Here is a 26467-nt window from a genome sequence, read left to right as displayed (position 1 = left end):
TCCTTCTTTCGATATCCATGGGGGAAAATCGCAGCCGCCCGCGCCTTTCCCCCGGCAGGTTTCAGATTTTGGGCATGATTTCCTCTGCCACCCACTGGAGCCGATCGAGATATTCGGTCAGCCCGGATATGCCCGGCGGCAGCGGAACGATGGTTTCATTGACCCCCAGTTCCTTCAGCCAGCCCACCTGATCAATGACCTTTTGCGCATCCCGCGTTCCGGGCGCGCGCGGGTCGTCCATGATCTCATGATGCGCACCGACATTGAGCATTTCCAGCGCAAAGAACAGGTCGATCGGCCGTCCGTCATATTCGGGCTGCGAACGGATGAAGTCGAGGCATTCGGGAAATTTCTCCGGCGGCGTGCGGAAGGGCGACCAGCCGTCGCCAAATTTCGCCACGCGGCGGAGCACCGGTTCGGCGTCTCCCCCGAGCCAGATCGGCAAGCGGGGTTGCTGCACCGGCTTGGGCGCGAAACCGACATTCCTGAACTGAACGAACTCGCCTTCAAATTCGGGCTTTTCCGACGTCCACAATTCGATGATCGCGGCGATATATTCATCGGCCATGCGTCCACGCTGGTGAAAGTCGACATTCAGCATGTCGAACTCTTCCTTCAGCCAGCCGACGCCGAACAGTGCCGTGGCGCGACCGCCGCTCAGCCAGTCGAGCGTCGACCAGGCCTTGGCCTGGACGATCGGGCTCTGTAGCGGCAGGATCGACACCGAGGAGCTCAATTTCATCGTCTTGGTGCGGCCGGCCAGGAAGGAGAGGGCAACCGTGCCATGGACATAATGGTCGCCCGACAGGCCGATATGCTCCTGCGGAATGATGAAATGTTCGCCCAACATGCACTTGTTAAAGCCAAGCTGATCGGCCATCGCCATCGCCTGTCCGATGTCGTCCCCGGTCAGGCTATATTCCCAAGCTTGCGTCATCGCCGCAACATGCATGCTGTTGGGCACGCCCACGTTCAGTTTCATCGACCGATCCTCCCTGATTTTCAGATTGGCGGGCAGAATGGCGGGGATCGTTTCGACCACACCTTTCCTTGGGAAGGAAAGCGCAGGTCAAGATTTCAGTCTTGCCTTGCCGAGAACATATCATGAAGCTCAGCCAAATCGGCAGGCGTATCGACATCGAAGCCAAGGCCGGCCCGTTCCACGATCGCCGCTGCCGGACGCTGCTGTCTGTGGGACATCAGACTATCCTCACCGAAAACGAAGCGGAAAGGGTTGGCATCCCGGATTGCCACCGCATTTGTACCGCGTCCGTGCCGATCCGGCGCGAAGGCACAGCCGCAGTCGTCTGCGGCCGCCAGCAAGACCTGGACATCTTCCACCGTGAGATGCGGCAAATCGGCATGGATCACGAGCAAGGGGCGGTTGCCCAATTGTGCGCGCGCGCCCTCCAACTCTGGATTGAGGCCTCTGCCGCTGTCGGGCAACCAATGCGACGGCCATTCAGGCACGACCGTCGGCGCAAGCAAATATAGGGAATTGATCGCATCCGCTTTGGACAGGCAGGTCATGACCCGTGCGGCCATCGCCGACGCCAGCGCCATGCGCTCGGCTGGTTCCAGCGCGTCCCGAAGCCGCGATTTACTTTCCACTCCCTGTTTCAAAGGGACGAGAGCAGCCCAGTCCGTCACGGACGAAGGGCGATCGCGAGATCGAGCGCCGCCTGCGCCACGCGTATCTTGTCATCCAGGGTCGTCATCAGGGTCGCGCAACGCCCAACGACGATGTCCGGCGCCTCGCAACGGTCTCCGCTATCGATCAAGATACCGTCGATCAGCCCGGCATAATGCCGTGCGATGCTGTCATTATCGACCGCCATGCCCAATTCCTGCATCAGCTTGGCGGTCGGGCCTTTGACCGCCGTGCCGCCGACGAGCGGAGATACGGCGATGACGGGCGCCTTGGCCTGTTCGATCGCCGAGCGCATACCGGGCACCGCAAGCAACGGATCGATACTGAGAAATGGGTTGGATGGGGCCAGTAATACAGCGTCGGCCGACTGGATCGCCTCGATGACGCCGGGGGCGGGAACGGCGTGCGCAGCGCCCACGAACATGATGTGTCGCACGGCCGGCGCGCAACGCTGTTCGACGAAATAGCGTTGAAACTCAAGCCGTCCCTGGTCCGTAGCCAATATCGTGGCTACTGTCTGGTCGCTCATGGGCAATATCCGGGTCGCTATGCCCAACCGGTCGGCAAATCGCGCGGTGATCTGCGACAGGGTCTGCCCCTGTGCCAGGGCATGGGTCCGCGCCACATGCAGCGCCAGGTCGCCATCGCCGAGTTGAAACCAGTCATCCCCGCCCAATTCGCGCAGGGCCGCCATGAAGCCCCAGCTTTCGCCTTCCCGCCCCCAGCCCTGCGCGCCGTTCGCCTTGCCGGACAGCGTATAGAGCAGGGTGTCGATGTCAGGCGATATATGCAGCCCCAGATGCCGGAAGTCATCCCCGGTGTTGACGATCGCTGTCAGCCCGTCGCCCGCGATGAGGCGTGAAAGGCCCAGAACCAGCTTCGCGCCGCCCACGCCGCCGGTGAGAACAACGACGCGCTTCATGCGAACAGATCTTCATGAACGGGACGCACCAGATCGGCGGCGGGACGTTCCGGGCCGGTCAACGGGCAGCCCCGCACAAGAGCCGCCGGTATGCCTTCCGCGCCTTCTCCGGTGGCGAGGCAGGCGGCCGTCGCGACGATATCGGCCAGAGCGACCTGCGTGACTTCGAGCGTCCGCCCATCGCGATCCAGTTCGCCCCTGCGATCCTGCAACGCCGGCAATCCGGCAGCGCCGATGGCGACCGCCACCACACCCATCCGCCAGGGTCTGCCAAAACTGTCCGAGATGACGACGGGCAGGCCCAGTCGGGCGTGCAGATGCGACGCCGTTCCATCGGGATCGACCGGCAGGAGCAAGGCGCGATCGCCCTCCCCCGCCCCGATGTTGGAACGATCGATCCCGGCATTCGCCATGACATGACCCAGCCGGTGCCGCGCGATCAGGACGTGCGGCACGGCACGCAGGATGGCGCTAGATTCGTCCAGCACCAGTTGCACCAGCCGCGCATCTTTGCGCGTGATATCCGCCAGGCGCCGCGCCTCTTCCCCCGGCTCCACATCAGCCAGCGACACGAAACGTCCCTCTGCCTTGGACACGATCTTTTGCGTCACGACCAGAAGGTCGCCGACGCGGGGTTCAATACCGCACCGATCAAGCGCCACATGCAGAATGTCCGCCAGATCATCGCCCGGTCTGACCTCTCCAATTCCGGTCAACGGTACGATCTCGATCATCGAATACACCTCAAGCCTCGGGCGGGATCAAATCTCCTGTGATACGAATGCCCGCGCCGTCAACCTTATAGGTCTTGTTCATGAAAATCAGGATCGACGTGAGCGCTTCGGCGGCCGCCGAGTTTACCAGCGCGCCGCCGTGAAGCCCCCTCAATCCCATGGCATCGGCCAGCGCCACGATGCGACCGCGCGCATCCTTGTCGTCGCCGAAGACCAGCACGTCGCAGCCGACATCGATGTCCCTGGCCAGCTTGTGCGCGGCGACATTGTGGAACGCGGACACGAGCGTCACGCCCTCTCCCAGCACCGCCTGCGCCTTTTGGGCGGCGGAGCCTTCATCCGGCAACTGGACCCGCATCACCTTGGGTGGAACGAGCGGAACGGTCGTATCCACGACCAATTTGCCGACGACATGCGGCGCGATGTCGCGAAGCGTCGCCTCTTGCGCGGCAAAGGGCACCGTCACGATGATGATGTCCGCATGCGCGACGACATCCACATTGGCGCCGGCCCGCAAGCCATGCCCCAATTCAGCGGCGGCCTTTTCCGCGCTTTCCGCGTTCCGCGATCCGATCGTCACGGGATAGCCGGCACGCGCCAGCCGCCAGGCGATCGCAGCGCCCAGATTACCGGTGCCGCCGACGACGGCAATGGCGGGAAGAGTCATATATTGTCCTTCAATTGAGCGGGCGATCAATGATACAGATCGGTCACGATGGTTCAGCCAAGACGGCGCGACGCGCGCGCACCGGCTCGTAAAGCGTGGTGCGTTGGCGCACAGGTCGCCCGACGGATACCGCCAGGGCCTGCATTTCCCTGGGGCCGAATTCCTGCCCGTTGACGCCACCGGCGGCCCGGGTGATCGATTCATCCATCAGCGTGCCGCCCATATCGTTGGCACCCGCCTTCAGAATCGCCGCGGCTCCCTCCGGTCCCATCTTCACCCAGGACACCTGGATATTGGGGATCACGGGATGCAGCACGATGCGCGCCACGGCGTGCATCAGCACCGCTTCGCGATAGCTGGGCCCCGATCGCGCCAGCCCTTTGCGCCAGATCGGCGATTCCATATGGACGAAGGGCAGCGGCACGAATTCGGTGAAGCCGCCGGTCTCTTCCTGCAATCCGCGAATGCGGATCAGATGGCGCGCCCAATGCTTATATTCCTCGACATGGCCGAACATGATCGTGGCCGTGCTGCGCAGGCCGACGCCATGCGCAACGCGCATCACCTCGATCCATTCGTCCGCCGTCACCTTGTCCGGGCAGATGATATCGCGAACTTCGGGGTCCAGTATCTCCGCCGCCGTACCGGGCAGCGTGGAGAGCCCCGCTTCCTTCAGCCGCGCCAGATAATCCTCCAGCGGCAGGCCGAGCGTGCGGGCGCCATGCGTCACTTCGAGCGGCGAAAAGGCATGGATATGAATATCCGGCGCAGCCTCGCGCACCGTCTTGAGGACATTGAGATAGGTATGCCCGTCATAGTCGGGATGAATCCCGCCCTGCAGGCAGACTTCGGTCGCGCCGCGGACCCAGGCCTCTGCCGCGCGGCGTCCAACCTCTTCCATGTCCAGCCTGTAGGCAGGCCCGCGCATCGCCTTGGTGCTGCCCTTGGAAAAGGCGCAGAAGCCGCATTTATAGAGGCAGATATTGGTATAGTTGATATTGCGGTTGACCGCATAGGTCAGCGTGTCGCCGACGGCCTGCCGCCGCAACCGGTCGGCCCGATCGACAATGGCGGCGAAATCATCCTGCTCGGCATCGAACAGGGTGACGATGTCCGCTTCGCTCAGCCGTTCGCCTTCCTCCGCGGCATCAAGGATCGACAGGATCGATCGGGAGGCGAGAATCGGTTCCACCACCATGGTGTCGGGCGCGGGATCGCCATGCCCCGCGAACCAGTCATCGACCTTGGGCAATCCCCGTCCGTCGATGGCGCGCAGGATTTGCGTGGCGATGGCCGGCGCCGCCCAATCGCGCGCGGCAAGGGCATAGCGCGGGCCGATGGCGAGCCGCTGCATCAATAGGCGGCCTGCGGACCGGGTGGCCTCTTCCAATATCTCCAGATGCGGCCAGGGCGCCTCCGGGTTTACATGGTCGGGCGTCACGGGCGACACCCCGCCCCAGTCATTGACGCCGGCCCGGATCAGCGGCGCCAGATCGACGCGGTCGTGGAGATTGGGCGGCGCCTGGATCGTCATCTCCGGCCCCAGGATGATCCGCGCGGCGGCGATGGCCCAGAGATGATCGTCGAGCGACGGTTCGGCATGATCCGCCATGCGCGTTCCCGGCTTTGCCCGGAAATTCTGGATGATGACTTCCTGAACATGGCCGTAGCGGCGATGCAGATCGCGAATGGCGACCAGCGCCTCCACCTGATCGTCGCGGGTTTCGCCGATGCCGATCAGCAGGCCGGTCGTGAACGGCACGCGCGCCCGTCCGGCGTCCTCGATGGCGGCCAATCGCAGGGCCGGCTGCTTATCGGGCGAGCCGAAATGCGGGCCGCCCCGCGCGCACAGGCGATCCGAGTTGCTTTCCAGCATGATGCCCATGGAAGCGGCATGCGGCCGTAACTGCGCATAGTCCTCGCTGTCCATCAGGCCGGGATTGAGATGCGGCAGCAAGCCGGTCTCACGGAACACCGTCTCCGCCATTTCGGCCAGATAGGACAGGGTCGAGTCATGCCCAAGCCCCGCAAGAGCCTCGCGCGCAGCGGCATAGCGGGCCTCGGGTCGATCGCCGAGCGTGAAGAGGGCTTCCCGGCAGCCAGCCGCCGCGCCGGCGCGGGCGATGGCCAGAACCTCGTCCCGACTGAGATAGGCGTCACCCGCGCGGGCCGGCGTGGTAGCAAAAGTGCAATAGTGGCACACGTCGCGGCATAATTTGGTGAGTGGAATGAAAACCTTGCGGGAGTAGGTCACGCGACGGCCATGCGCCGCCACCGTCATCGCCTCCGCCGCCTCCATCATGTCGCCAAGCGACCGGGATCGCAGCACTGCCGCGATGCCCGCTGCTTCGTCTTCGCTCAGATGCAGTAGATCCAGTGTCACATCATGCTCCGCGCTCGGGCAAGCCCGCGAATGGTTTCTAGCGGCGCAGCGTGCCCAGGCAAGGCCGCGATGAAGGTCGAGACACCCATCGCCTCGATGCGCCGCAGCATATCCACGGCCGCATCGACCGGCCCGGCCAGCGTATCGAAGTCCGCCAGAAACTCGGTCAGACCCAATTCCTCCATCAGGGCCACATTCCTGCCGCCCACGACCACATGTTCGGTCGGATCATAGCGCGCGTGCAACGCATCGATCTTTCCACGAAACTGCGTCGGGACACGCGCCAGGGTTTCGGGCGTGCGAAAGGCCATGCCATTGACGACGATGAACGCCTTGAGATCCTCGATAGCCTCGGCCCGTGTGGGACGGATCGAGGCGAAGGAAACGACCCAGATATCGATCGACAGGGGATCGCGCCCGGACGCCTGCGCCGCGGCCCGGACGGTATCGATCCGGTCCTTGAGCGCGTCGAGATGGCGTTCGCCCGCGAACAATATGACGCCGTCGGCCTGCTCGCCCGCCAGCGCCAACGCCTTGGGACCGAAGGCGGAATAATAGATGGGAATCGGGCGGGCGAAGCGCAGCGGCTTGATCTGCGCCCCGTCCATATGCGTGGGCCGTCCGGCGAACAGATCGCGCAGCGCCGCCAGTTCCATGCGGATTTCTCGTTGCGTGGCGGGCGGCCGCCCGATCGCCATAACCGTGCTGCCGCCAGTCGCCAGGCCCAGCGCCACGCGCCCACCGGAGAGATCGTCGATCGTGCTCAGGGCGGAGGCCGTCACCAGCGGGTGCCGCATGAAGGGCGAGGTGACCAGTGGCGCCAAAGTCGCTTTCGGGGCGTCAAGCGCGGCGAGGGTCAGCGACACATAGAGTTCGTGCCAACCCGCCGGCGAATCGCCTACGCTGATCAGCTCAAAACCGAGATCGGCGGCAAGACGGACCTCTTCGCGAAATCTTTCCAGCCGGTCCCCCCACATACTGCATATGCCGAGCTTCATGGTCATCCTCTCGGGAACTTCCTACGCCCTGCCGTCTCGCTGCAAACCTGTCCTTGTAGAGGGGAAGGCGCGCAGATCGCGCACCTTCCCCGTCCCATGGCCGCATCAGAACGTATATTTTGCCATGATGCCCCAGGTCCGCGGATCGCCGGCATAAACCGAACTGGTTGGGAAGGACGGCAGAAGAACGCTGGAAGCCGAGAAATATTTCTCGTTGAAAAGGTTCTTCACATAAATGCCAAGATCAAGGCCCGTGCCGCCGATCCCGCGCCAGTCCAAACGCGCGTTGGCCAACTGGTAACCCGGCAGCTTTTCGCCGTTCTGACCGCCAAAATCGTCGGTCATGAACAGGTCGGCGTTGACCACCACGTCGCCGTCAGCCGGGCGGATCGGCAGGGTCCAGCTCACGCTGGCGGTGCCGGAAAAGCTGGGCGAATATTTGTTGATCTGGCCCTCGCCCAGCACGATCGTCGAAGGCAGGCCTGCAGGAACGGTCAGGCTTTCCACCTTCACATTGGTATAGGCGGCATTGAAACCGACGGTAAGGCTGCGCACGGGGCTGATGGAGGCTTCCAATTCGACGCCCCAGATCCGCAGATCGGCGACATTGGCGGCCAGCGACCCGTTGGTCGGCGAATCCGGCGTGCCGTTGGGGACGGTCGTCTGCGTATTCAGGAACTGAAGCGCATTTTTATATTTGCTGTAATAGGCGGCGATATTGAGGCGCCCGCGCGCCGATCCGACATGATAGTCATATTTGGAGCCGATTTCGACGTCGGTGATCGTTTCCTCCCCGGTCTTCTGGAAAGGACGAAGGTCCGCGCAGACGCCACCGGTCGCCACGCAGGCCGGATCCGTGCCGCCGGTGGTGAACGGCGTTTCGAATAGTGGCGTGTTCACATTGACGCCGCGATAGCCGCGCCGCGACACGATATAGAGCAGCCAGTCCGGGGTCGCCTTATAGTCGAGGCCGATGGTCCAGCTCGGCTCCTCGCCCTTGTTGGATACGGTGCCGACGCCGTCCGCGAGACCCAGGGCTGCCGTGCTGAGGCAGGTGGATTCGTCGACATAGGTCGTGCCGATTGTGCCGCCGCAGGCCGACACCTTGTCCCAGCTATAGCGCGCGCCCAGATTGAGCTTCAGCTTATCGGTGAATTCATAACCAATCTGGCCATAGACCGCCCAGTTCTTGTTGCGGACATGCGACGTCACCGCAGGTGCAGGGACACCGCCCACGGAAAATGCCGTGAACTGCGATCCGCTGGCACCGTCAGGTTTGTCATTATTGTAGAAAGTGCCAACAATGAAGTTGAAGGAGCCAAAATCACCCAGCAACTGGGTTTCGTTCGTCAGATATTGCCGGTCCAGCACGGAAGACGCCGTGAACAAGGTGAACGGCACGGCCGATGGCGCGGGAGCCGGCAGACCCGTGGGGATTTGCAGTTGCGGCAGCCCGCCGGTGTTGATCAACTGATAGCTGTAATTTTTCCGGTAACCGAAAATGTTGCGCAGCGTCAGATCGCCGAAACTGAAGGACGTATCATTGGTGATCGACGTGGTCTTGCGATAGGCCGCGCCACCATCGATGCCGCCGTCGAACGAACCGCGGCGATTGGCTTTCTGTGCCTGCAAAGCCGCCTGTACCTGTGGTTCGACGACGCCCAGACCCAGCGCAGCAAAGGGGAAATTCTCGCGCAGCAGATAAAGGCCGCCGGCGAGTTCATCACCCTTGAAATATTCATAGATGGTGGTGCTCTTGAGGCCCTCGAACGGTTCGACCAGCAGCGAGAGACGATAGGCGTCCTGATGGATATTGTCGAATCCGGGGCCGCCATCGAACGCGACGGTACGGGGATCCTGACGACGGATCTGGCCCGCAGCGCGGAAGGCGACCTTGTCCTCGATGATCGGAATATTCACCGCGCCTTCCAGTTCGCGATAATCGAAGCGGCCATAGGTGCCCTCGACATAGCCTTCGAAGTTGTAGCTCGGCTTCTGGCTGCCGATCACGACCGCGCCGCCCAATGTGTTGCGGCCGAACAATGTGCCCTGCGGCCCCTTCAGCACCTGAATGCTGCCGATGTCGTAGGTCGGCACGTTCGAGCCGACCGACGGCAAGGGAGTATCGTTGAGATAGATGACGACGCCTGGCGTCACTTCGCCCAGGGGCAATTGACCGATGCCGCGCAGGGTCAGCGCCACATTGTCCTTACCCCCTTCGGACGAGAAGGTGAAGCCGGGCGCGATCGTCTTGACGTCGCTTACCGTCTGGACGGTGCTGCGTTCCAGCGCCTCTGACGAGAAAGCGGAAATGGAAACCGAAACGTCCTGCAGTCGTTCTTCCCGGCGACGAGCCGTGACAACTATGTCGCCAGCATTCGCATCATCCACCTGCGGCGCGGTCGAAGCGACGGACTGCGCCCATGAGGGAAATGCCATTGCTGCGGTGCTCGCAACCAATGCCAACTTCAGTGCGGTCAATCGCATAAAAATCCTCTCATTTAGTCCATTTATCGGTATGGCCCGCGCTGCGCGCAGGCATGATCGCTTGCGGCAAAATCGGCATTGGCCGCCATTTACCACCTATCGTTCGACAGGGTTTGGCCGGATCAAACATAATTGATCCCGGTGTTGCATTTGCGCCGCAGCGCCGCGACCAGTCACGGCGCTGCGGCCTTGCCGTTCGACACGGCCAAGTGCCCCGGCAGACCTCCTGCCCTGATCCAGAGCAGGTTTTTACGGAGGTGAACGTCTTCGTTCTGGCGCGATCCGCACCTTAAGACCAAGCCGCGATCAAATCCGCAACGGTTGCGACCGACGGCTCGCCAATGGTGCCGGTGTCAAGGGACAGCCGGGGCGCAGGAGCAGGCTGGGCTATGCCATCGCGCTGGATGAAAGTCCCCCGTGCTTCATTATGCGCGTGCCGTGGCGCTTCCTCCATTGACAGAACGGGCGTCACGCAGGCGTCGCTCGCGGCAAACAGAGCGGCCCACTCATCCCGTTTCTTCTTCAGAAATGCCGCGGCCAATTCAGCCTGCATCGCGGGCCAGCCTTTACGGTCGTTCTGGTCGTAGCGCCGGTCGGAAAGACCCAGTCCGTCCACCATCTGGGCAAAGAATTTCGGTTCCAGGCATCCCACCGCGACATGCCGCCCATCGGCGCATTCATAACAGCGATAGAAGGGCGCCGCGCCGTCCAGCAGGTTGGAGCCCGGCGCATCGTCCCACAGACCCTTCGGCTGCCATGCGTAGAAAAGGCTCATCAACGATGCGACGCCGTCGGTGATGCAGGCGTCGACGACCTGCCCCCGGCCTGTCCGTTGCGCCGCCAGCAGTGCGCTCAACAGGCCAAAGATCAGGAACATCGCGCCGCCGCCATAATCGCCCACCAGATTGAGCGGCACTGGCGGCGTTCCCTGCTTCTCTCCCATCGCGTGGAGCGCGCCGGTGATCGACAGATAGTTGATGTCATGGCCGGCCCTCAGCGCCAGCGGCCCCGACTGGCCCCAGCCCGTCATGCGTCCGAACACGAACCGTGGATTGCGCGCCAAGCAGACATCGGGACCGACGCCAAGCCGTTCCATGACGCCGGGCCTATATCCCTCGATCAGCCCGTCCGCCCGCTCGACCAGTGCGAGCAGCTGTTCGCGATCAGCCTCCTGTTTGAGATCGAGATAGGCCACGGCCCGGCTGCGGTGCAGGATGTCACCACCGACATCGTCCCAATCCCCCGCCGTGGCCGATGGCGGCCGGGCGATGCGGACGATCTCGGCGCCCATATCGGCCAACAGCATCGCCGCGAGCGGCACTGGGCCGATCGCGTCGATCTCCAGCAGGCGAACACCGGCCAGCGGCCCGCTTTTTTTCGTCATCAGATATTCGTCCGGTCTGCGCCCTTGAGGTCCAGCATGGCGCGCGCCTCGTCCGGCGTGGCGATTTCAAGCCCCATGCCCTCAACGATCTGCCGCGCGGTCTTCACCTGCTCCGCATTGGTCTCGGCCAGCCGCCCCGGACCGCCCCACAGCGAATCTTCCAGACCAATGCGGACGTTGCCGCCCATCGACGCCGCCATGGCGACGATGCTCATCTGGCGCGCGCCCGCTCCCAGCACGGACCACTCATATTGGTCGCCGAACAGCCGATCGGCCGTCCGCTTCATATGCATGATATCGTCGGGATGGCTGCCGATGCCGCCCAATATGCCGAAGCATGTCTGGATGAACAGCGGCGCCTTTACGAGGCCGCGATCGAGAAAATATTTCAGATTGTAGAGATGGCTGGTGTCATAGCATTCGAATTCGAAACGCGTGCCCAGTGGCGACAAGGTGGTCAGCAGATGTTCGATATCGGCATAGGTGTTCTTGAACACCAGATCGCGCGACGCTTCGAGCGCCAGCGGCTCCCACTCATGCTTGAACGTCTTGAACCGGTCCAGCATCGGAAACAGGCCGAAGCCCATCGTTCCCATATTGAGGCTGGCTACTTCGGGCGCGAAAGTCTGGGCGGGACGGATGCGTTCCTGCACCGTCATGGAGGGGTGCCCGCCGGTCGTCAGGTTCAACACGGCGTCGGTACGCTGCTTGATGACCTTGAGGAAGGGTTCGAACAGGTCGGGATTCTGGTCCGGCCGCCCATCGACGGGATTGCGCGCATGCAGATGGATAATGGCGGCGCCCGCCTCCGCCGCGCCGACCGCCGATTCCGCAATCTCTTCCGCCGTCACCGGCAGATAGGGCGACATGGAGGGCGTGTGGATTGCGCCTGTAATCGCGCAGCTGATGATGACCTTGCGTTTTGCCATGATAGTTCCTTTCGCGCAGATTGCGCCGGTCGCAGGTTGCGCGATCGGTGCAATCTATCCTTCGATAGGAAGCGGCGCGCGCTTCAGGGCAAAATGCCGAGCTGCCGCGCCCGCAGCACCGCCTGCGGCCGACGGCGCACGCCCAGCTTGTCGTAGATTTGCTGCATATACCATTTGACCGTACCTTCGGTCAGGCCGAGACGATCGCCGATTTCCCGGTTGCGCAGGCCTCCACTCACCATCGTCAAAATGTCGACCTCCCGATTGGCCAGGCGCCCGGTCAGGCCGAAATCATCGTCATCCTCTTCATCCGCTTCGATCTGCGGCCCCCGCCGCAGCATCGACACAAGGCGAACGGCGAAGCGATCGGCCGGCGTTTCCAGTTCAGGACCCTGCGAATAGGCTTCGATGATGAGAGACGCGATGACCTCTCCTTCATCGACGAAGACCCGCACCCAACCGGCCGGTTCGGCCATCTCTACGGCAGCGCGAACGGCCCTGCGCGCTTCGGACCGGTTACCTTGAAGCACCGCGATTTCCGCCAGCAACAATTCGAAGATCACCGCGGACCGGATCGCTCCCGCGCGCTTGACGAATTCCAGCCACCGATAGGCGACCTTGCGCGCCCGGCCCAGCCGATGGCGCTGCATCTCGATCCTGAGCCATGCGATCGCGATATTCTCATTGCGCCGCGTTGGGTGCAGGGTCGGAATGGGTTCACCGTCCAGTTGCGGATCGCCCGCCAGAAAATGCTGCTCCGCCTCGTCGATCTGCCCCGCCTTGATCAAAAGCCGCACTTCCTCGGCCACGATGAAGGAGCGCAGGCGATCAAGCCCACATTCGATCGCCACGAGATGCGCATCGTTAAGCGTCGACAGCGCGCTGGGCAGATCGCCCCTCGCCGCCCACAGCCGCGCGCTGACCAGATAGCCCGATGCCATCTGATCGGAAAATCCCCATTGCCGCACGACTGGCAGATATTGTTCCGCCAGTTGCGACGCCTGTTCAAGATCGCCCGCATCATAGAGCAACTCGGCCAGCGGCAGCGCCGGGAGCGCGGCCAGACCGGAACCTGCGCCATGGATTTCAACCGCTAACGCGAAGGCCTCTTCCAGAAAGCGTTGCGCCAAGGGAATCTTTCCCTGCGCCATCATGGTCGGCGCGACCGAAGCCTTCAGGGCGATGGAGGCGAAGGCGGAGCCGGGACGCGACAGAGCACGGCTGGTTTCCGCCTCCAGCTTGAGCATATCCTGGAAATGATACAGCTCGCGCCGCGCCGACATGAGCTGCGCCAGCAAGGTGCAACTGAGATAGGCATGGCTGTCGGCGAGTTCGGCGAGCAGCGGCTCGGAATCGGCCTCGACCCTGATCATGTCGTCGCGCGCCGCCGCGAGCATGACGAAGCGATGGCGAATCAGCAGGTCCAGTTGCTCGATTTCGTGCGCGGGCAGGGACTGCGCCTCGCGCTTCGCGTCACAGGCCTGCCGCGCGGCGGAAATCAGTCTGTCGGCCGATGAAAAGGCCAGTTGGCGGATGCGCCTCCAAGCCAGAGCCAAGAGCAGGTTAGGTCGTTCGGCCAGGATCGGCCAGGGCAGTTCCGCGCCCAGTTCGTCGATGCGATAGAGATAGCCCGAATAGGTCAGTCCTTCAGCCAGACGATCCAGCTGGTCTGCAAGGAACGCCTTGTCCCCGCTCAGCCGCGCATGTTCGATCGCCAGGGCAAGCTGGCCGGTTTCGGCAAAATATTCGCTCGCCCGCCGATGCATGACGGCAGCGCGGTCGGGCGCCCGATCAATGAGCCGGCCCAGCACCATTTCGCGGAACAGCCGGTGATAGGCATAACGGCTATGTTCCTGATCAATCGCGTTCAGAAACAGACCTTCGCGAAAGACATGGTCCAGCATCGCGCGCGCATTTTCGTCGCCGGTTACCGCGGCGCAGGCAGAAGGCGTCAGTTCGTCGAGGATCGACGTGTCTACGAGGAAGCGGCGGACGTCGTCCGGCTGCAAACTCACCACTTCGTCATGAAAATATTCGGCGAATTCGGGGCGCAGGCCCGTCAGCCGGAGCTTGGCCGCGCTGTCGCTGGGCCGACGATAGATGTCGCACGCGATGACGATACCGGAAACCCAGCCTTGGGTATCGCCCACAATATCCTGAAGGTCGCGCGAGTCCACCGGCGTTCCGATGGACCGCGTGACCAACTCCGTCGCTTCCGCCAAGGTGAAAGACAGATCTGCGACCCCCACTTCGACCAGAAATCCGAGCGCTCGCATACGCGCCAGTGACAGACCGACCGTGCCGCGCGCGGCGATGATGATGGTCAATGCATCGCGCGCGCTTGATGACAACTGAGCCAAAAATTCCAGAACCGGCTTCGCCAGAAATTGCGCGTCGTCAACGATGATAACCGGTTTTACGCTGCCCATCGTCGCGAGGACGGATAGCCAGTTTGCGTCGGAAGCGTCGCTGTCCAAATTATCCCACGGCAGACCAGCAGACAGGCCCGCGGCCTTGAGCGCCTGGAGGAACGACCGCTTGCTTTCTATTCCTGCCCTGGCCGCAAGCCAGAGAACGGGGCGTCCCTGCGCCCTGAGTTCATCGGCCCAGAACAGCATCGCGGTCGTTTTCCCGCTGCCGGCTGGTGCGGATACCGCGGTCATTCGCGACTGCGCCACTCTTTCCGTCAGCGCCGCCAATGCAGCCCGCCGGATCGGCATATGAGTCGATCGTGGCGGCAAGATAGCTGTGGGCACAACGGTCATGCTGTTCTCTCCTGACGCGCGCTTGGCGCGATTCGTTCTGTTATGCGAAATATATTCTGCGCGATGAATCTATAACGCAATCCCTTTTTCCTATCGGCAGATAGGTTCCCAGTGAGGTAGAAAAATGTCCAGCTTCGCACCGAACAAGCCAAGGTCGCTATGCAACCAGCGTTGCCATACAGACTGCGGCACCGAGCAGGATATTAGGAAAGGTTGACCATGAAGGCCCTTTATCTCGAACGGACCGACGGCCCCGAATCCGTCGTGGTGGCGGACGTCGACACGCCGGTGCCCGGTCCTGGAGAGGTACGCGTTGCGCTGCGGGCGGCATCGATCAACCATCGCGAACTGTTCATCACCCATGGGCAATATCCCGGCATGACCGTGCCAACCACGCTTGGCTGCGACGGTGCGGGTGTCGTCGACATGATCGGCGATGGCGTGACCGGGGTCAGCGAGGGCGATGAGGTCGTGCTGTATCCCGCGCGCAACTGGGGCCCCAACCGCCATGCGCCGGCCGCCGATTTCGGCCTGCTCGGCATGCCCTTCGCCGGCACGATCGCCGAATATATCTGCGTGCCGGTCGACAATCTGGCGCCCAAGCCGGCCTTCATGAGCTTCGAGGAAGCCGGCGCCATGCCGCTGACGGCACTGACATCCTGGCGCGCGCTGATGTTCAAGGGGCGGCTGGAAGCAGGAGAGACGCTGCTGATCAGTGGCGTGGGCGGCGGCGTAGCAACCTTCGGCTTGGCTTTCGCGGTCGCCAAGGGCGCCAATGTCTACGTCACCGGCGAAAATCAGGACGTGATCGATCGCGCCGTGGCGATGGGGGCCAAGGGCGGCCTGCTCTACACCGATCCCGACTGGCGCAAGCAGGTCGGCAAGCTGACCGGCGGCATCGACGTGGTGCTGGACGGGGCGCCCTCGCCCAGCTTCGCCAATTATGTGCGCGCCATCAATCCGGGCGCGCGGATCGTCATCTACGGGTCTACCGCCGGCAACGAGATCAAGTTCAACGCCACCGACATCTTCCTGAAGAGCGCGAGCATCGTCGGCAGCCAGGTCGGCGATCCGCAGGACTTCAAGGAAATGCTCGCCTTTGCCGAGCAACATGCCATCAAGCCGGTGATCGAGGCGACCTATCCGCTTGCCCAGGCGAAAGAGGCCCTTCTGCATCTGCGCGACCAGCATAAGTTCGGCAAAGTCGTGGTGACGATGTGAGCGATCTGTTCAGCCTGGCCGGCAAGAAGGCGCTGGTCACCGGCGGCGCGCAAGGTCTGGGCCGCATGATTGCCGAAGGTCTGCTGCGGGCCGGGGCGACGGTAGCCATCACATCGCGCAAGGCCGACATCTGCGAAGAGGCCGCCCGGGAGATGGCCACGCTGGGATCGTGCATCCCCTTCCCCGCCGACCTGTCGACGCCCGAGGCGGCGGTCGACCTCGTCGCGCGTTATCGCGATGCCGTTGGCGAATGCCATATATTGATCAACAATGCGGGCAAGACCTGGGGCGGGCCGATCGACAGCTTCCCCGACAAGGCCTGGCCCGGCGTGATGGCGGTGAATGTCCAGACGCCTTTCACCATGGTCCGGGAACTTCTGCCCGAACTCAGCGCGGCCGGAACGCCCGGCGATCCGTCCCGGGTCATCAACATCGGTTCGGTCGCGGGGATGAAGACGGCGCGGCTCAGCGCATACAGTTATGCCGCGAGCAAGGCTGCGGTCCATATGATGACGCGCGATCTGGCCGGCGATCTCGCCGAACGCAACATCACCGTCAACGCGGTCATTCCCGGCTTCTTCCCGACGAAGATGACGGCGCATATGCGGGACGAGGATCAGGTCGATCCCGGCCTGCTGGCGCATATTCCGCTCAAACGGCTGGGGTCGCCGGACGATATCGCCGGCATCGTCATATTCCTGTGTTCGCGCGCGGGCGCCTATGTCACCGGCGCGGAAATCCCGGTTGACGGCGGGGTAGTCGGTTGCGGCTGAGGGGAAAAGTTCAGTAATGGCGAGAAGCGGCAATTTCGTTTTCGTCGGCGGCACGGACGGCATAGGTCGCGCCGCGGCGCTGAACGTAGCGCGGCACGGTTCGTCGATCCTCCTCGTCGCACGAAACGACGACCGCGGCGCGGCCGCGGTCGACGCGATGCTGGACGCAGGCGCGCGAGACGCGGCCTTTCTGAAGGCTGATCTCTCGACGATCGCGGGCGCCGCAGCCGCGGCGCAAGGCATCAAACTCTGGCGTCCCGCCATTCACGGCCTGATGCATAGCGCGATGAGCGCATTTTCGGGCAAGACCGTGACGACCGACGGGTTGGAGTTTGCATTCGCTCTCCAATATCTCGCACGCGCTATCGTCAATCGCTTGTGCGCCGATGCGCTGGCCGCATCGGGTGACGGGCGCATCATTCATCTGGCTGGCGCCGTTCCATATCGGATGGCGGCGCCCGATCTCGACGACCTGCAGTTCGAGCGGCGTAAATGGAGCTTTTTCAAAGCGATCCTGACAACCCATGTTCAGGGATTCCTGTTCCTGGACGAGGCATCGCGACGCTGGGCGGACCGACAGATCGGACTTTATGCGACCGGCGTGGGATCCACTCGGACGAAAGCCATGCTTGACCCCGCAATGCCCCTCATCATGCGGATCATGGGCCGGTTTGGCACCACGGCCGAGAAATCAGCCGTCAACGCCACCCGACTGCTGCTCGACGAAGCACCCCCGGCCATGCAAGCGGCCATCTTCAAAAATCCCAAGAGTTTCACACCGGCCCCCTTCGACCTCCCCACGCAGGAGGCGGAACGATTGTGGGACATCACGACTGCTCTTGCGAGCAGCAAAGGCGTGTATCTGCCATGACGATCGACCTCGCCATGCTATCGGATCGTATCGCGATCGAGGAATGCCTCTATCGCTATGCCCATCTGGTCGATTCGATGCAGTTTCATCGCATCGCGGAGGAAGTGTTCACGGACGACGGATCGATCGACTTTGGCAGCGCGCGTTCCGTGGGGCGCGAGGCCATCCATGCCCAGTGCATCGGTTATCAGGGCGCTTTGATGGGCTGTTCGCACAACATTACCAACCTGGTGATAGAGGTGAACGGCGACGAAGCGCGCGCAGCCAGCCGCGTCATGGCCTGGCAGTGGTTCGATATCCCCGATGCCGACCCGCTGCGCCCGACCGACCTTCTGGCCGTGGGCGGCTATGAGGACAGGCTGCGGCGCACGGCCGAGGGATGGCGGATATATGAGCGGCGGGGGATCAATTTCGGCACCGGCATCGGCGCCGGATCCGTACCTGATCCCATGCGCCCGATCTTCCAGGCCATGCAGGGCCGCACGCCTGGCTGGCCCGCCTGACCGAAGGCGGGCGCCAAGACCCGCCTATCCTGTCGTCAGAGTTTCCAGCCCCCGCCCGCGACGATGACCTCGCCGGTGATATAATCGGCTTCGGGCAGGCACAGCAGATAGACGGCGCCCGCCGCTTCCTCCGGCGTGCCGGCGCGGCCCAGCGGAATGCCCTTTTCCATGGCTTCCAATATTTCGTCGCTGACGCCGGCCTTGATGTCCCGCCCCTTGACGCTGATGGTCGAACTGCCCGCCTCGCCTGCGGTCATGCGGGTCATGATCGCGCCGAAAGCCACGGCGTTGACGGTGACATTATAGCGCCCCCATTCCTTCATCACCGTCTTGGTGAGACCGACGATCCCCGCCTTGCCCGCCGCATAGCCGGCCTGACCGGCATTGCCGCCAAGACCCGCCACGGACGATATATTGATGACCGTCCGGCGTGTGGCCCGACCATGTTCCGCGATTTCCTTCTTGGCCGCGGCTGCGATCACCGGCTGCGCGGCGCGCAAAATGCGGAAAGGGGCATTGAGATGCACGTCGAGCATGGCCATCCACTGTTCGTCGCTCGTCTTCTGAAGCACCGAATCCCAGGCATAGCCCGCATTGTTGACGATGATGTCGATCGTGCCGAAATTGGCGACCGCCGCTCCCACGAACTTGTCGCCGAAATCGGCCTCCGTCACATCGCCCACACACACCACGGCGCGGACGCCCAGACTTTCGATTTCGCTCGCCGTCGCCTTTGCCACATCCTCGTCCAGGTCGTTCACCACGACATGGGCGCCGGCACTAGCCAGTTTCAGCGCAATAGCCTTCCCGATACCTCGCCCGGAACCGGACACCAGTGCGACCTTGCCATCCAATATCTTCACGTCAATGCGTCCCGTTCTTCCTTGAAACCACCGATGCGGGCCTCGCCGCCATCGATGACAATGCTGTTCCTGTCAGGCACGCTCGCCCGAAACGATATGGTGTCACCCCTGCGCCAGATTTCCGTCCGAACCGTTTCGCCCGGCCAGACCGGCGCGGTAAAACGCACCCGCATATCCGTCAACAAACCCGGATCGCCGTCACAGCACAGATGGACCAGCGCGCGCGCCGCCAGCCCCATGGTGGCGAGGCCATGCAGTATAGGCCGATCGAAACCCGCCGCCTGCGCCGTGCCCCGATCGATATGCAGAGGGTTGCGATCGCCGGTCAGACGATAGAGCATCGCCTGGTTGGAGGCTGTCGGCAGGTCGAGAGATGCATCCGCCTGCACATCCGGCATGACGACCGGCGCTGGTCCGTGAAGATCACGCGGCCCGCCAAAACCGCCCGCGCCACGCAAGACCCACACTTCCTCCATCTCGGCGATCGGCCGGTCCGTCGGCGTAGTGATCACGCGTTTTGCCCGCACGAGCGCAGACTTGCCTGCCCCCTTGTCCGCGAGACCGACTATCTCGATCCGGCCGTTGACCAACTGGCCCAGTTCGAGCGGCCGGAACAATTTCAGCGTCTGTTCGCCATGCAGAATGCGCGGCCAGTCCCAGCCCAGTTCCGGCGCCATGGGCCAGAAGCCGGGTGTCCCCAAAATCAGCGCCATGGTCGGCAACACGACCTGATCGCGTTCGAAAATCAAATTCTGCTCATCTATGGCGCCCAAACCAGCGCCAACACCCAGCGCATAGAGAATCGCCCCGCGCGGATCGCAGACATCCTGTGCCTCCGGCACCCGGAAGCCCCGCAATCGTTCGACGTCAAGCATTCGACTCATCCCCGGTTGGCGGTCAGGACAGCTTGCGCTCGTCCAGGCCCAGTCCGCGACCGATGATTTCGCGCATGATTTCCGACGTTCCGGCGAAAATGCGGCTGATGCGCGCGTCGGTATACATGCGGCTGATGCGATATTCTTCCATATAGCCGGCACCACCATGGAGCTGTACGCATTCGTCCATCACCCGGCCTTCCAACTCGCTGGTCAGCAGTTTGGCGGCGGACGCATCTTCGGGGGTCAGTTCGCCTGCATTGAGCAGCATCACGCACTGGTCAACATAGGTCTGGAGCGCATCCAGTTCGGCCCGCATCGACGCCATCTTGAAGCGGGTGTTCTGGAACGCGCCGATCGGCTTTCCGAACGCCCGGCGTTCCTTCACATAATCGAGCGTGATGTCGAACGCGGTCTGCGCCGTCGCCATGAAGCCGATGGCCGCGACCAGCCGCTCCTGCGCCAGGAAGCGCGCCAGATATTTGAATCCCTGGGTCGGATCGCCCAGCACATTCTCCTTAGGCACCTTGACGTCGTTGAAGAAAAGTTCGGCCGTGTCCTGCGCCTTCAGGCCCATCTTCGCCAGTTTGCGCCCGCGCTCGAAGCCTTCCATCCCGCGCTCGACGACCATGAGGCCCAGACCGTGGCGGCTATTGGGATCGGTTCGCGCGGCAACCACAATCAGGTCGCCCAGGATACCATTGGAAATATAGGTCTTGGCCCCGTTCAGCAGCCAATGGTCGCCCTTGTCCACCGCACTGGTGCGCATGCCAGCGAGATCGCTGCCGGTCGACGGTTCGGTCATCGCGACGGCCAGAATCTTCTCGCCACTCACGATGCCAGGCATCCAGCGGTTCTTCTGCTCGTCGGTGCCGAGCTTGGCGATATAAGGCGCGACCAGATCATTATGCAGGTTGATGTAGAAGCCTATGTCGCCGTGGCGCATATTCTCCTCGATGATGATCTGTTCGAAGCGGAAATCGTCGATCCCGGCTCCGCCATATTTCTCGTCCGCCCAGGTGCAGAGCAGGCCCTGCTCACCGGCTTTCAGGAACAGCTCCCGATCGACCATGCCCTGTTCGCGAAAGCGCTCGGCATGGGCACCCACCTCCGCCGTCATGAACTTGACGACAGAGTCGCGGAACTGCTCATGTTCCGGCTCGAAGATCAGGCGCTTCATGCCGGCATCGGCTCCTTGACCGTGCTTTCGCTCGCAGGCGCATAGAAATCCTCGCCCTTGGCGGCCTTGTCGCGCAACCATGCCGATGGCAGGAAGCGCGGGCCATAAAGTTGCGCGAGCCGGTCGGATTCCTCGACGAACGTCTTGAGGCCGATCGTGTCGATGTAGCTGATCGTCCCGCCGGTCCATGCCGGGAAGCCCCAACCATAGATTGCGCCCAGATCGGCATCCTGCGGTGTTTCAAGCACATTTTCCTCCAGGCAACGGGCGGTTTCCATCGCCTGCGCATAGAGATAGCGCTTCTTCAGCTCTTCGACATCCCAGTCCTGCTTGACCGGGAAATGATCGGCCAGCCCCTTCCACAAATGCTTCTTGCCGCCTTCGGGATAGTCGTAGAAGGCGCCGCCCGCCTTCCGGCTGGACCGACCGATCTCGTCCTTCATGCGGCGCATCACGGCAGTGCCGGCCGGCGGCGTATATTTGTCGCCTTCCTCGGCGATCGCCTGGTCGACGATCTTGAGCGGCAAGTCGAGGGTCAGTTCGTCCAGCAGCGCGAGCGGCCCGACCGGCATCCCCACCGCCTTGGCGGCGTTTTCGATCACCGCGGGGGGCACGCCCTCTGCCAGCATGGCAGCGCCTTCGTGGATCAGCATCTGGAACACGCGGCTCGTGTAGAAGCCACGGCTGTCATTGACGACGATCGGCGTCTTGCGCAACTGGGCGATGAAGTCGAGCCCCTTGGCCAGCGTTTCCCTGCTGGTCTGCTGGCCCATGATGACCTCGACCAGACCCATGCGGTCGACCGGCGAAAAGAAGTGCAGACCGATGAACTGGTCCGGGCTCCGCGACGCCTGGGCGAGCTGCGAGATCGGCAGGGTCGAAGTATTCGAGGCGAAAATGGCCTGCGTCGGCAGCACCGCTTCAGCCTTCTTCGTGGTTTGCGCCTTGATCGCCGTATCCTCGAACACAGCTTCGACCACCATGTCGCAGCCATCGAGCAGCCCGAAGTCGTCGGTCGGGGTGATGCGGGCGAGGACGGCGTCCGCCTTGTCCTGCGTCAGCTTGCCCTTCTCAACCAGCTTGCCCAGCACCTTGGCCGAATAGTCCTTGCCCTTCTGCGCCGTCGGGACGTCGCGGTCGATCAGCACGATGTCGATGCCCGCATTGGCCGACACGAACGCGATGCCCGCGCCCATCATGCCGGCGCCCAGCACCCCGACCTTCCTGGCTTCGAACTTGGGAAAGCCTTCGGGGCGACGCGCCCCCTTTTCGGCCGCCTGCTTCGAAATGAAGGTGGTGCGGATAATGTTGCGCGCGACCGGATCGGTCAGCAGCTTGGCGAAATATTTGCCCTCGACCGCGAGCGCCTTGTCGAAGGGCAGTTGCATACCGTGGAAGACCGCGTTCAGGATCGCGGCGGGTGCGGGCTGGTTGTAGCCGACCTTGGCGAGGCCGCCGGTATACATCATGTAGGCGCCGGAATCTTCGGGCACGGTCAGGCCCTTTTTCTGCGGCGGCGTCCACCCCTTCACGTCCCAGGGCTTGACCGGATCGGGGCCGGTGGCGAGCCAGCTCTTGGCTGCGTCGATCAGCTTGTCCGCCGGAGCGACTTCATCCACGATCTTGAGCTTGAGTGCTTCCTGCGCCCCGACCGACCGGCCCGACAGCAGCAGGTCGAGCGCGGTCTTCATGCCCGCGATGATGCCCAGCCGCACCGTGCCGCCCGATCCGGGCAGCAGGCCGACATTGACTTCGGGCAGGCCGACCTGCGCCTTGGCATCATCCACCAGAATGCGGCGATGACAGGCGAGCGCCAGTTCGAAACCGCCGCCCAGCGCCAGGCCGTTGATCGCCGCCACCCAAGGCTTGCCCGATCGCTCGATGGCGCGATGCATGTCGGTCGCGCGCTTCGCAAAGGCATAGGCCTCCTGCGGCGTCAGTGTGCCGAACCCGTTCACCAGTTGCTTGAGATCCGCGCCGGCCATGAAGGTCTTCTTGCCGGACGTCAGGATGACGCCCTTGATGCCGTCGTCCTCGATGATCTGCTTCGTCGCCACTTCCATATCGGCGATGAAAGCATCGTTGACGACGTTCATCGAGCCTTCGGCGTCGAGGGTCAGGATAGCAAAGCCGTCTTCGGCCTTTTCCAGTCGCATAGTCTTCATGGGATGTCCCGCTCTATAGTTCGGTATGCGCTCAGACGCGCTCGATGATGGCCGCCGTGCCCAGGCCATTGGCCGCGCACAGGGTGATGAGGCCGGTTTCCGCGTCCCGCCGCTCCAATTCGTCCAGTACGGTGCCCAGGATCATGGCGCCGGTGGCGCCCAAGGGATGGCCCATCGCGATCGCGCCGCCATTGACGTTGATCTTGTCGTCGGGGACGTTCAGTTCCCGCTGGAAGCGCATCACCACGCTGGCGAAGGCTTCGTTCAGTTCCCAGAGATCGATGTCCTTCTCGGTCATGCCGGCTGCCTTGAGCGCCTTGCGCGACACCGCCGCCGGAGCCGTCAGCATGATCGTGGGTTCCGACCCGATATTGGCGTAGGACCGGATGCGGCCGCGCGGCTTGAGCCCGGCCTTTTCCCCAAATTCCTTCGATCCGACCAGAACCAGCCCCGCGCCGTCGACGATGCCCGAGCTGTTGCCGCCATGGTGGACATAGGTCAGCTCTTCGATTTCGGGATATTTGGCCTTCGCCACCGCTTCGAACCCGGCCTTGCCGAAACCTTCGAAGGCGGGCTTAAGCTTGGCCAGGCTCTCCACCGTGGTGCCGGGGCGCATATGCTCGTCATGGTCGAGCACCACGTCGCCCAGCACATCCTTGACCGGCACGATCGCATTTTTGAAATAGCCCTGTTCCCAGGCATGGGCAGCCTTGCGCTGGCTTTCGACGGCGAAATTGTCGACATCCTCGCGCGTGTAGCCGTCCAGCGTCGCGATGAGGTCGGCGCCGATGCCCTGCGGCGCGTAATAATTGCTGAAGGCAACCGACGGATCGGACGTCCAGGCGCCCGAATCATAACCCATGACCGTGCGGCTCATCGACTCGACGCCGCCGCCGATGCCGGCCTGGATCATGCCGGAATGGACCTGCGCCGCGATCAGGCTGACCGCGTCAAGACCGGTGGCACAGAAACGATGGATCTGCTGGCCCGCGACCGTCTGCGCATAGCCCGCCTGCAACACTGCTGCGCGCGCCAGCACGCCGCCCTGTTCACCGACCGGCTGGGCCATGCCGATGATCACATCGTCGAGCAACCCGGTGTCGAGATCGTTCCGGCTCTGCAGCGCCTTCAGCAGTTGCGTCGCCATTTCGACAGAGGTGATCTCGTGCAGCGCGCCATCGGGGCGGCCCTTGCCGCGCGGCGTCCGGACATGATCGTAGACATAGGCTTCCATCGTGAATTCCCGACCAGTGATACAAAATCTCTGTCCTTGCTCTTGGAGCCGGAAGGCAAAGCTGCACCTATCCAACGAAAGGCGCAGACAGAGGCGATGGCTGCAATCTGATCGCCATCAAGAGCTGACCGGCATTTTTAGGAGCGGACATCCGTGGTCACACAAGGCGAAGATTGCGCCCCATTCCGTATTTCTGCAACCACCCTGGGCGATCTGCTTCTCAAAGGGTGGGACAAGGCATCCGACAAGGAAGCATTGGTATTCCCGGGAGAACGCAAGACATATGACGACGTCGTACAAAGCGTCCTGAAACGCGCGCGCGGCCTGAAGGCGCTGGGCATCCGGCGCGGCGACCATGTCGGCATCCTGTTGCCGTCCAGCATCGAATTTGTCGAAACCCTGTTCGCCAATGCGATGTGCGGCGCCGTCTCGGTGCTGATGAACGCGCGATACAAGGCGCCGGAAATGGCCTATGTCGCGCAAAATGCCGATCTGGCGGCGATCATCACCAATGACATGGTTAGCGAGCACATCGATTTCGGTCGCCGGCTGGTGGAGGCTTTCCCCGACCTGCCCAAAGCCGCCGATTCCTCTGCCCTTACGCTTGCCGACGCGCCCATGCTCAAGCGGATCATCATGCTGGGCGGCCGTTCTATCCCCGGTTTCGTCGATCAGGCGACCTTCGAAGCGGCAGTGCAGCAGGTGGAGGAAGCGGAAATTCACGCGTCCCGCCTGACCGTCAGGGTCCGCGACACCGCGATGATCCTCTATACGTCGGGGACGTCGGCCAATCCCAAGGGGTGCCTGCTCAGCCATGAGGCCGTCACCCGGGAGGCATCGAATCTCGCCCGCTATCGCTGGTCTTTCCAGCCCGACGAGCGCGCCTGGTCGCCGCTGCCGCTGTTCCATATCGCCGCCATGCTCTGCATGCTGGGCGCGATGGACGTGGGCGGCACCTTCGTCGGCCAGCCGCATTTCGATGCCGGGGAGAGTCTGCGGCAGATCGAGGATGAAGGCGTGACGATGATGTTCCTGCCCTTCGTCACCTTCCATCAGGCCATGATCACCCATCCCGACTGGACCAAGACCGACATGTCGTCGGTGCGCCTGCAAAATAGCTGCTTCGCCTTCATGCCGGATCGCGTGGGCGAGGCCTATCGGGAAAAGGCCCCGAACATGCTGCAGGTGGGCACCATGGGCATGACCGAGGCGACCGGCATCGTCACCACCGGCGGCTATGCGATGGACCCGGAAATGGGCTTCAAGAAGCTGGGCTTTCCCCTGGCCGGCATAGAGATGAAGATCGTCGATCCCGAAACCGGCGCGGAAAAGGGCGTGAACGAACGCGGCGAAATTCTCATTCGTGGCTACAATCTGTTCGACGGCTATTACAAGGACCCGGAAAAGACGGCGGAGGCGCTGGACGCCGAAGGCTGGTATCATAGCGCTGATATCGGCTCGATCGACGAACAGGGCCATGTCATGTTCCATGGCCGGTTCAAGGATATGCTGAAAGTGGGCGGGGAAAACGTCGCCGCCGCCGAGGTCGAGGCAGTGCTGGCCACCCATCCGGCGGTTCGCCTGGCGCAGGTCGTCGGGCTGCCGGACGAGCGGCTGGCGGAAATTCCAGCCGCCTATGTCGAACGCGAAGGCGAGGTCGAGGTCGAAGCGGAGGAACTCATCGCCTTCACCCGCCAGCGCCTCGCTTCCTTCAAGGTTCCGCGGCATATCCGTTTCATCGACGAATGGCCGATGTCTGCATCGAAGATCCAGAAGTTCAAGCTGCGCGGCGCGTTGATGGACGAACTGGGCCTGAAAGACTGAAGCATGGCGCGTCGACGCCATGGAAATTTAGGGAGAGT

At 62.9% G+C, this 26467-nt stretch carries 21 protein-coding genes; 5 read left to right on the top strand and 16 right to left on the bottom strand.

Translation table 11 applies throughout. The features are described from left to right. Nucleotides 1-61: 61 nt before the first annotated feature. From ABT375_RS19500 to ABT375_RS19450, 11 genes are all read right to left on the bottom strand, one after another. On the bottom strand, nucleotides 62-982 hold the full coding sequence (locus ABT375_RS19500; protein WP_261937218.1) for a TIGR03619 family F420-dependent LLM class oxidoreductase: 921 nt from the start codon (nucleotides 980-982) through the stop codon (nucleotides 62-64). 95 nt (nucleotides 983-1077) lie between these two features. Then, a complete protein-coding gene (cofC, locus tag ABT375_RS19495; RefSeq protein WP_416465623.1) occupies nucleotides 1078-1650 on the bottom strand; it encodes a 2-phospho-L-lactate guanylyltransferase in 573 nt (190 codons plus the stop codon). Continuing rightward, a complete protein-coding gene (gene cofD / locus ABT375_RS19490; protein ID WP_416465621.1) occupies nucleotides 1647-2573 on the bottom strand; it encodes a 2-phospho-L-lactate transferase in 927 nt (308 codons plus the stop codon). The genes cofC and cofD overlap by 4 nt, the downstream gene beginning before the upstream one ends. Then, nucleotides 2570-3307 (bottom strand): coenzyme F420-0:L-glutamate ligase, encoded by a 738-nt coding sequence (cofE, locus tag ABT375_RS19485; RefSeq protein ID WP_261937216.1) that lies wholly within the window; start codon nucleotides 3305-3307, stop codon nucleotides 2570-2572. Before cofE ends, cofD begins: the two co-directional genes overlap by 4 nt. Before the next feature lie 10 nt (nucleotides 3308-3317). Beyond that, entirely contained in the window at nucleotides 3318-3974 is a 657-nt protein-coding gene (npdG, locus tag ABT375_RS19480) for an NADPH-dependent F420 reductase (RefSeq protein ID WP_261937215.1), read from the bottom strand. A 43-nt stretch (nucleotides 3975-4017) separates the two neighbouring features. After that, nucleotides 4018-6357, bottom strand: a complete 2340-nt coding sequence (gene cofH / locus ABT375_RS19475; RefSeq protein WP_416465620.1) for a 5-amino-6-(D-ribitylamino)uracil--L-tyrosine 4-hydroxyphenyl transferase CofH — start codon at nucleotides 6355-6357, stop codon at nucleotides 4018-4020. After that, nucleotides 6354-7361: an LLM class flavin-dependent oxidoreductase gene (locus tag ABT375_RS19470; RefSeq protein ID WP_416465619.1), complete on the bottom strand. Its 1008-nt coding sequence runs from the start codon at nucleotides 7359-7361 to the stop codon at nucleotides 6354-6356. The genes cofH and ABT375_RS19470 overlap by 4 nt, the downstream gene beginning before the upstream one ends. Before the next feature lie 99 nt (nucleotides 7362-7460). Next, nucleotides 7461-9794, bottom strand: coding sequence for a TonB-dependent receptor (locus tag ABT375_RS19465; RefSeq protein WP_416465618.1), 2334 nt, complete (start codon nucleotides 9792-9794; stop codon nucleotides 7461-7463). A 337-nt stretch (nucleotides 9795-10131) separates the two neighbouring features. Further along, entirely contained in the window at nucleotides 10132-11226 is a 1095-nt protein-coding gene (locus tag ABT375_RS19460) for a CaiB/BaiF CoA transferase family protein (RefSeq protein WP_416465616.1), read from the bottom strand. Next, nucleotides 11226-12155, bottom strand: coding sequence for a 3-keto-5-aminohexanoate cleavage protein (locus tag ABT375_RS19455; RefSeq protein ID WP_416465615.1), 930 nt, complete (start codon nucleotides 12153-12155; stop codon nucleotides 11226-11228). The genes ABT375_RS19460 and ABT375_RS19455 overlap by 1 nt, the downstream gene beginning before the upstream one ends. Nucleotides 12156-12238: 83 nt before the next feature. Further along, complete coding sequence (locus ABT375_RS19450; RefSeq protein WP_416465613.1) at nucleotides 12239-14818, bottom strand: LuxR C-terminal-related transcriptional regulator; 2580 nt, start codon at nucleotides 14816-14818, stop codon at nucleotides 12239-12241. Nucleotides 14819-15139: 321 nt separating this feature from the next. On the opposite strand from ABT375_RS19450, the gene ABT375_RS19445 reads away from it, so the two are divergent. Genes ABT375_RS19445 through ABT375_RS19430 form a run of 4 tightly spaced genes read left to right on the top strand, consistent with a single transcriptional unit; the run spans nucleotide 15140 to nucleotide 18288 of the window. Then, nucleotides 15140-16141, top strand: a complete 1002-nt coding sequence (locus ABT375_RS19445; protein WP_261937208.1) for a quinone oxidoreductase family protein — start codon at nucleotides 15140-15142, stop codon at nucleotides 16139-16141. After that, the gene (locus ABT375_RS19440) at nucleotides 16138-16914 is read left to right on the top strand and encodes an SDR family oxidoreductase (protein ID WP_416465611.1); all 777 of its coding nucleotides are present in this window, start codon (nucleotides 16138-16140) and stop codon (nucleotides 16912-16914) included. The genes ABT375_RS19445 and ABT375_RS19440 overlap by 4 nt, the downstream gene beginning before the upstream one ends. Before the next feature lie 16 nt (nucleotides 16915-16930). Further along, nucleotides 16931-17785, top strand: coding sequence for an SDR family NAD(P)-dependent oxidoreductase (locus ABT375_RS19435; protein WP_416465609.1), 855 nt, complete (start codon nucleotides 16931-16933; stop codon nucleotides 17783-17785). Then, nucleotides 17782-18288: a nuclear transport factor 2 family protein gene (locus tag ABT375_RS19430; RefSeq protein ID WP_416465607.1), complete on the top strand. Its 507-nt coding sequence runs from the start codon at nucleotides 17782-17784 to the stop codon at nucleotides 18286-18288. Before ABT375_RS19435 ends, ABT375_RS19430 begins: the two co-directional genes overlap by 4 nt. Nucleotides 18289-18323: 35 nt before the next feature. On the opposite strand, the gene ABT375_RS19425 is transcribed toward ABT375_RS19430, so the two are convergent. From ABT375_RS19425 to ABT375_RS19405, 5 genes are read right to left on the bottom strand one after another with little or no spacing between them, the layout of a single operon-like run. Beyond that, entirely contained in the window at nucleotides 18324-19151 is an 828-nt protein-coding gene (locus ABT375_RS19425; protein ID WP_416465605.1) for an SDR family NAD(P)-dependent oxidoreductase, read from the bottom strand. After that, nucleotides 19148-20026 carry a MaoC/PaaZ C-terminal domain-containing protein gene (locus ABT375_RS19420; RefSeq protein WP_416465603.1) on the bottom strand — a complete coding sequence of 293 codons (879 nt, stop codon included), beginning with the start codon at nucleotides 20024-20026 and terminating at the stop codon, nucleotides 19148-19150. The genes ABT375_RS19425 and ABT375_RS19420 overlap by 4 nt, the downstream gene beginning before the upstream one ends. Before the next feature lie 22 nt (nucleotides 20027-20048). After that, nucleotides 20049-21206, bottom strand: coding sequence for an acyl-CoA dehydrogenase family protein (locus ABT375_RS19415; protein WP_416465601.1), 1158 nt, complete (start codon nucleotides 21204-21206; stop codon nucleotides 20049-20051). Beyond that, entirely contained in the window at nucleotides 21203-23362 is a 2160-nt protein-coding gene (locus ABT375_RS19410) for a 3-hydroxyacyl-CoA dehydrogenase NAD-binding domain-containing protein (protein WP_416465872.1), read from the bottom strand. The genes ABT375_RS19415 and ABT375_RS19410 overlap by 4 nt, the downstream gene beginning before the upstream one ends. Before the next feature lie 40 nt (nucleotides 23363-23402). After that, nucleotides 23403-24605: an acetyl-CoA C-acetyltransferase gene (locus ABT375_RS19405; RefSeq protein WP_416465599.1), complete on the bottom strand. Its 1203-nt coding sequence runs from the start codon at nucleotides 24603-24605 to the stop codon at nucleotides 23403-23405. 153 nt (nucleotides 24606-24758) lie between these two features. Here ABT375_RS19405 and ABT375_RS19400 point away from each other — a divergent pair, with 153 nt between their 5' ends. Then, nucleotides 24759-26429 carry an AMP-binding protein gene (locus ABT375_RS19400; protein ID WP_416465598.1) on the top strand — a complete coding sequence of 557 codons (1671 nt, stop codon included), beginning with the start codon at nucleotides 24759-24761 and terminating at the stop codon, nucleotides 26427-26429. Nucleotides 26430-26467 lie beyond the last annotated feature (38 nt).

Source organism: Sphingomonas sp. VDB2, assembly GCF_047946695.1.
Classification (GTDB): domain Bacteria; phylum Pseudomonadota; class Alphaproteobacteria; order Sphingomonadales; family Sphingomonadaceae; genus Sphingobium; species Sphingobium bisphenolicum.
This window is presented reverse-complemented; position numbering and strand designations above follow the sequence as displayed.